Consider the following 5,421-nt stretch of genomic DNA (forward strand, 5'->3'; position numbering starts at 1 on the left):
TTTGCTGGCACTGCTTCGTCTTGAAATTTGTGGGAGAAGATAGCGCTCCCAGAAACAATCCCCCGCCCTCGCTTCGCTCAGGGGCCCCCTTTGTCAAAGGGGGCAAGCGGCTTCGCCGCTTGTGTAGCCCTGCGCCAGCAGGGACGGGGGTTAGGATTCTACCGGCTCGAAGCGATCATAGACCCACATCTCGGGCAGAGGGACGCCGTTATACTCCGGATTGTAGTGCTGGAGCAGGTATTGGGGGTTGAGCACATACACCTCCAGCCCGCCCTCCACGGGGACCAGCCGGTAGTCATCCTCTCCCATCCACCGGTCCAGCTCGGTAAGATTTTGGCCGTCGAAGCGGTAGTGTCCCACGGTATATGAGCCCGCGTACCCTCCGTACCACATGGTATTGGCGCACAGGATATGGAGTGAGCCGTCCTCTGCGGTCCAGGAGGAGAACTCCCCATCGTCGCCCCCCACAGTATAGACGGGGCCGCGCCACTCCCGCTCCTCTTGGTCCCACAGGCCCAGCATCAGGTTGCCCTGCCCCGCGATATGGGGGCCGCCGTCCACCTTGGCCAGCGCCAGAGTGCAGCCCTCCCCCTCCCGGGTCAGGAGGGTATAGGCATTCATACGGGTATCAGCCTCCGAGGAGTAGGTGTGGTATTCCCGCATAAGCAGATAAGCCAGGTCCGGGTTATCGCTGAGCACGGGGACCTCCTCCGCCAGCCCCAGGGCCTTATATCGTTCTTCGCCCTCCAGCAGAATGGTACCCTCTTCAATGGCCAGCCGCCCCGTTGACAGCAGTTGGCCCCTCTCCCGGGTTCCGCTGTACCGGGAGCGGGTCACCTGAAGCTCTCCCTCCCCCAGGGACAGGCCGTAGTCAAACATCCCCCGGTTCCGGAGCATATACACCTCCCCGGCGGCATAGTCATACGCCTCCACCCGCTGGTCGATCATCCCCGACCCCCAGTTTGTCACCGCGCACAGCTCCCGCAGGCCGTCGCCGGTGAAGTCCCACAGGAAGACGGCCAGCACAGGCATTCCATGGAGCAGGGTCCGCTCCTCCCCCTCCTCCACCGCGCTGACCTGATAGGGCGTCCAGCGGAAGGTGACGCCGGGGTACTCGGGCAACTGGGTCTCCAGAACGTCCTCCCAGGGAAGCTCCGTGCTGTTCTGATAGTCCACCCACACCTCCGCCTGGGGCGGGCCCTCCTCCCGCACCTGGCAGGACACCAGATTGCCGCTCAGCAGGCAGAAGGCCGACACCAGGGCGATGAAAATGGCCGGGGGCCGCTTCTGGGGGCCGCACATGATGTGCTCCAGCCGCCGCTTCGTCTCCCGGGCGGAGCGGGACAGGGGGGTTGAAAATGGTGTGCGGGGCATTTTTGGGGCCATAGCGTCCTCCTATCCTCCCACGATTTCCTGAATGATCTCCCCGGCGTCCAGCCCGCTCATCCGGTCCTCGTAGTCCGTCCGCCCCAGCAGGCCGGTGAATACGCCGTTGGCGGCGCTGCGGCTCAGGACAATCACCTCATGGTTAGCGTGCCACTCCAGCCCCCGGGGGCCGTCGATGTAAAACGTATAGCAGATCAGATAGGCGGCGGCGTACTCATTCTCGCCCCAGGGAACCTCGCCCAGATAGTCCATGGCCGCCACCCGCAGGTCCCCATCCTGCTCCTGGCCCGTCTGGTTGTCGGAGTAGGAAATGTTCCACTCATCCTGATATTGGGCGTAGCAGTCCAGCAGGACATTGTAAAAATTGATGCCGTAGGGGTCCGCCCCGGGGACATACCGGCTGACAAAGCCCCCCTCCGGCTCCTCCCCGGCAAAATACCACTGGTTCCACAGAGGCGGGGAGAGCTGGTCGGTCTCCTCCGCCGGGACCAGTGGGACGGGCTCCGCGCTGTACTGGTTGTAGGTCGTGACAGCCCGGTCCTCCCAGATGTACATATGGTCCGCCCCGCTGATATTGTCCTGAACTTCGTCGTCCACGTCATCGACGCGCCCGGTGAGGTAAAAGACAGGCTGGCCGTCCGCCTTGACACGGAAGCCCTCCAGGGTCAGATTATGGAGGGCCAGCGGAAAACCGTACTCCTGGGAGTCCCGGTCTATTTGAAGCTGGACCTGTTCGGTCACCTGATCCAGCAGCCCCTTCTCGTTCAGCCCGGCCAGGGCCAGGGCCTCCTCCACGGAGACCGCTGTTCCCTTCTTCAGGTCGTAGACCAGGGAGAACACATGGCCGGTGTTCAGGTCAGTGGTGAACCGGGACCGGAAGAACAGCAGATTTAAATACCGGTCGGTGGTGGAGGGGTAGAACAGGCACTGGTTTTCCCAGGCCGCACCGCCCGAGGCGGTCTCCAGTTGGAGGGCGTACTCCTCCCGCAGGTCATTGAGGGCGGCGTTGATGGTGTCTACCGCCGGGTTTTCCTCTCCCGCGGGGAGGGCCAGGGCGGGAATCTCGATGTAATTTTTGCCGGTGTCATAATACCGGGTCTCCATCACCAGGGTTGGCGCGGCGGGCCGCTGCTGGCAGGACACCAGATTGCCGCACAGCAGGCAGGCCGCCGACACCAGAAAGATGAAAATGGCCGGGGGCCGCTTCTTCGGGCCGGCGAAGATGTTTCGAATACGCAGCTCCGCCAGCCGCGCCGACCCAGACAGAGAGGTGGCGAAGGGGGTGCGGGGTACCTTTTTGTCCATAGCGTCCTCCTATTCTCCCACAGCTTCCCGGATGATCTCCCCGGCGTCCATCTCGCCCATCCGGTCCTCATAGTCCATCCGCCCCAGCAGGCCGGTAAAGCCGCCGTCCGCGGCCCCGCGGCTGAAAACCAGCACCTCATAGTTGGAATACCACTCCAGCCCTCGGGGGCCGTCAACATAGAAGGTGCGGCACACCAGATAGGCGGCGGCGTAAGCGTCCTCCCCCCAGGGGATCTCCCCCAGGTAATCCACCGGTCCCAGCCGCATATCGCCGGTCTCTTCCTGGCCCGACTGATTCTCGGCATAATAGACCTGCCACTCCTCGGTATACGAGTGGTATTGATCCAAGACGGTCGAAATGAAATGGCCGCTCCCATGATGAATCTCACCGTAGGGGTCCGTCCCGGGGACGTACCGGCTGACAAAGCCCCCCTCCGGCTCCTCCCCGGCGAAATACCACTGGTTCCACAGGGGCGGGTCCAGCTGGTCGGTCTCCTCCGCCGGGACCAGAGGGTACATACCCTCTGCCCAGATGGCCCAGGAGTACCGGGAAAACTCCCCCTCGTCCCAGATGTACAGGCGGGCCCACTCGTCCAGATAGCCGCCGTTCTCCAGCTCTCTGCCGTCCACCATGGCGGCCAAGTAAAACACCGGCTTGCCGTCCGCCTTGACGCGGAAGCCCTGGAGGTTGATGGGGTCACCGATTTTGTACAGCTCCCGGGGGTCCTCCGGGTCGGCGGCGATGAGCTGCTCCAGCTTGGAATACAATTCTTCCCGGGTTGTCCCAGCCAGAGCAAAGGCGTCCTCTTCTGTCACCTGGGCCCCCTCCTTTTTGTCATAAACCCAGGTGCGAACATAGCCGTCGTTGCCATAGTCCCCCAAGTCCTCGAAGAAGACCAGGTTGATGTACCGCTCGGTGGTGGAGGGGTACAGGGTACACCGCCGGGATACCCCCTCGTTGGTCTTGAGGTAGTCATACTGTGCCCCCAGCTCCGCCAGCCCGGCGTTGATGGCGTCCGCCGCCGGATTCTCTTCTCCCTCCGGAAGGACCAGGGTGGGAATCTCCAGGTAGTTGGCATAGCTGTCGTAGTACTGGGTCTCCATGACCAGGGCCGGCTCGGCGGGCCGCTGCTGGCAGGACACCAGATTGCCGCACAGCAGACAGAAGGCCGACACCAGGGCGATGAAAATGGCCGGGGGCCGCTTCTTGGGCCCGGCAAAGATGTTCCGGATACGCAGCTCCGCCAGCCGCGCCGAACCGGACAGGGACATGGAAAAGGGGGTGCGGGGCATTGGAGGATTCATGGCCTACTCCTTTCTGTTACGGCCACTCAAGAAACATATCGTCTGTGAGCAGCTCCGCCGGGCCCAGCTTGTAGGAATTGTTTTCATAAATCACGGGGAAGTAGGCCAGGGCCATATATTCCAGCGTCATGCAGGTGAAATCCACGTCCAGCTCGCAGAACAGCCGCCCGTCCTTCTGGTGGAAGCAGACGATGTTCCCCACCTCCATTTTGCCGTCGAAGCGGTCGCCCAGATCGGAGATATCCACCTCCAGCTCCTGTTCCCCGCTGACCAGGCGGGCAGTCTTCCCGTCGGGGCTGGCGGAGATCTCCAGAGGGACCTGGGTGAAGTCGGGGACGGTGCAGGTCATGGTGTCCAGGTCGAAAATGTACAGGTCCTCCTCATAGGCCCCGGTGCCCCCGCCCAGGCACAGGACCACCGCCGCCTCGGGCTGGCCGTCGGAGTCGAAGTCGTCCACCAGCAGCGAAGGATTGCCGCCGTATTTGGCGTTGCCGTCCCAGCACAGGTGGAAGTACTCCGCCCGGTCCCCATGGCGCAGGACAATGCCCCGCCGCTCCGGCTCCCACACCGGGATGTTCACCAGAGGCTCCGCGTTGGGCATGCTGTCTGGTTTGACAACCAGATAGACGGTGACGTCCTCCTTCTCGTCATAGGCCACGGGCAGGAGGGTATCCCGCCAGTAGTCCCGGCGTGCGGCGTAGTATGCCTCCACCGCCTCCCGGGGCAGCTGGTCCGCCGGGAGATGTTCCAGCAGGGCCATCTCCTCCTCCGTGGGAAAGGAATCCTCATAGTACCAGTCTATCGTCTTCCCCTTATATTTCATCAGACCGGCGTCCAGCTCCACTGGAGTCCAGACCGGCTCCCCCGGGGCGGAGGCATCCGGGGGTACGGACACCGAAGCGGAAGTATCAGGGGTATCCGGCGCCTCCGCCTCGGCCACGTTGCAGGACACCAGATTGCCGCTCAGCAGGCAGAAAACCGACACCAAAACTATGAAAATCATCGGGGGCCGCTTTTGAGGGCCGCGCATGATATTTTGTATCCGCCGCTCCGTCTCCCGGGCAGAGCGGGACAGGGGCGTGGAGAAGGGAGTCCGGGGCATGATTCTTAGATTCATAGCGATTCCTTTCTTTCTGTGTGACTTTTGCCGTTCTATGAGGCCGGGCCGGGATTGATTTGCTGGCATTACTTCAATTTGAAATCTGAAATAGAAGGTAGTCTTCCCAGGGACAATCCCCCGCCCTCGCTTCGCTCAGGGGCCCCCTTTCAAAAGGGGGCAAGCGGCTGCGCCGCTTGTGGGGCCCTGCTGCGCAGGGTTCATCCCCCGTCCCGCCCGCAGGCGGCCAAAGGGGCACGGCAGATTGTCAATGAAGTGCAACAAAAAAGAAAAAGGAGGAGTCAGGAGGGTTTAAGAAAGAGTTCCGC

General features: G+C 62.5%; 4 protein-coding genes. All 4 read right to left on the reverse strand.

Going from position 1 to position 5,421, the window contains the following annotated elements:
- Positions 1–150: 150 nt before the first annotated feature.
- From D1646_RS20005 to D1646_RS20020, 4 genes are read right to left on the reverse strand one after another with little or no spacing between them, the layout of a single operon-like run.
- On the reverse strand, positions 151–1,386 hold the full coding sequence (locus tag D1646_RS20005; protein WP_160638145.1) for a hypothetical protein: 1,236 nt from the start codon (positions 1,384–1,386) through the stop codon (positions 151–153).
- A gap of 9 nt (positions 1,387–1,395) precedes the next feature.
- The gene (locus tag D1646_RS20010; protein ID WP_160638146.1) at positions 1,396–2,691 is read right to left on the reverse strand and encodes a hypothetical protein; all 1,296 of its coding nucleotides are present in this window, start codon (positions 2,689–2,691) and stop codon (positions 1,396–1,398) included.
- 9 nt (positions 2,692–2,700) lie between these two features.
- Entirely contained in the window at positions 2,701–3,996 is a 1,296-nt protein-coding gene (locus D1646_RS20015; RefSeq protein WP_160638147.1) for a hypothetical protein, read from the reverse strand.
- Between the two features lie 16 nt (positions 3,997–4,012).
- Positions 4,013–5,113: a hypothetical protein gene (locus D1646_RS20020; RefSeq protein WP_160638148.1), complete on the reverse strand. Its 1,101-nt coding sequence runs from the start codon at positions 5,111–5,113 to the stop codon at positions 4,013–4,015.
- Positions 5,114–5,421: the final 308 nt, after the last annotated feature.

It is taken from the genome of Pseudoflavonifractor sp. 60, from assembly GCF_009911645.1.
Classification (GTDB): domain Bacteria; phylum Bacillota; class Clostridia; order Oscillospirales; family Oscillospiraceae; genus Lawsonibacter.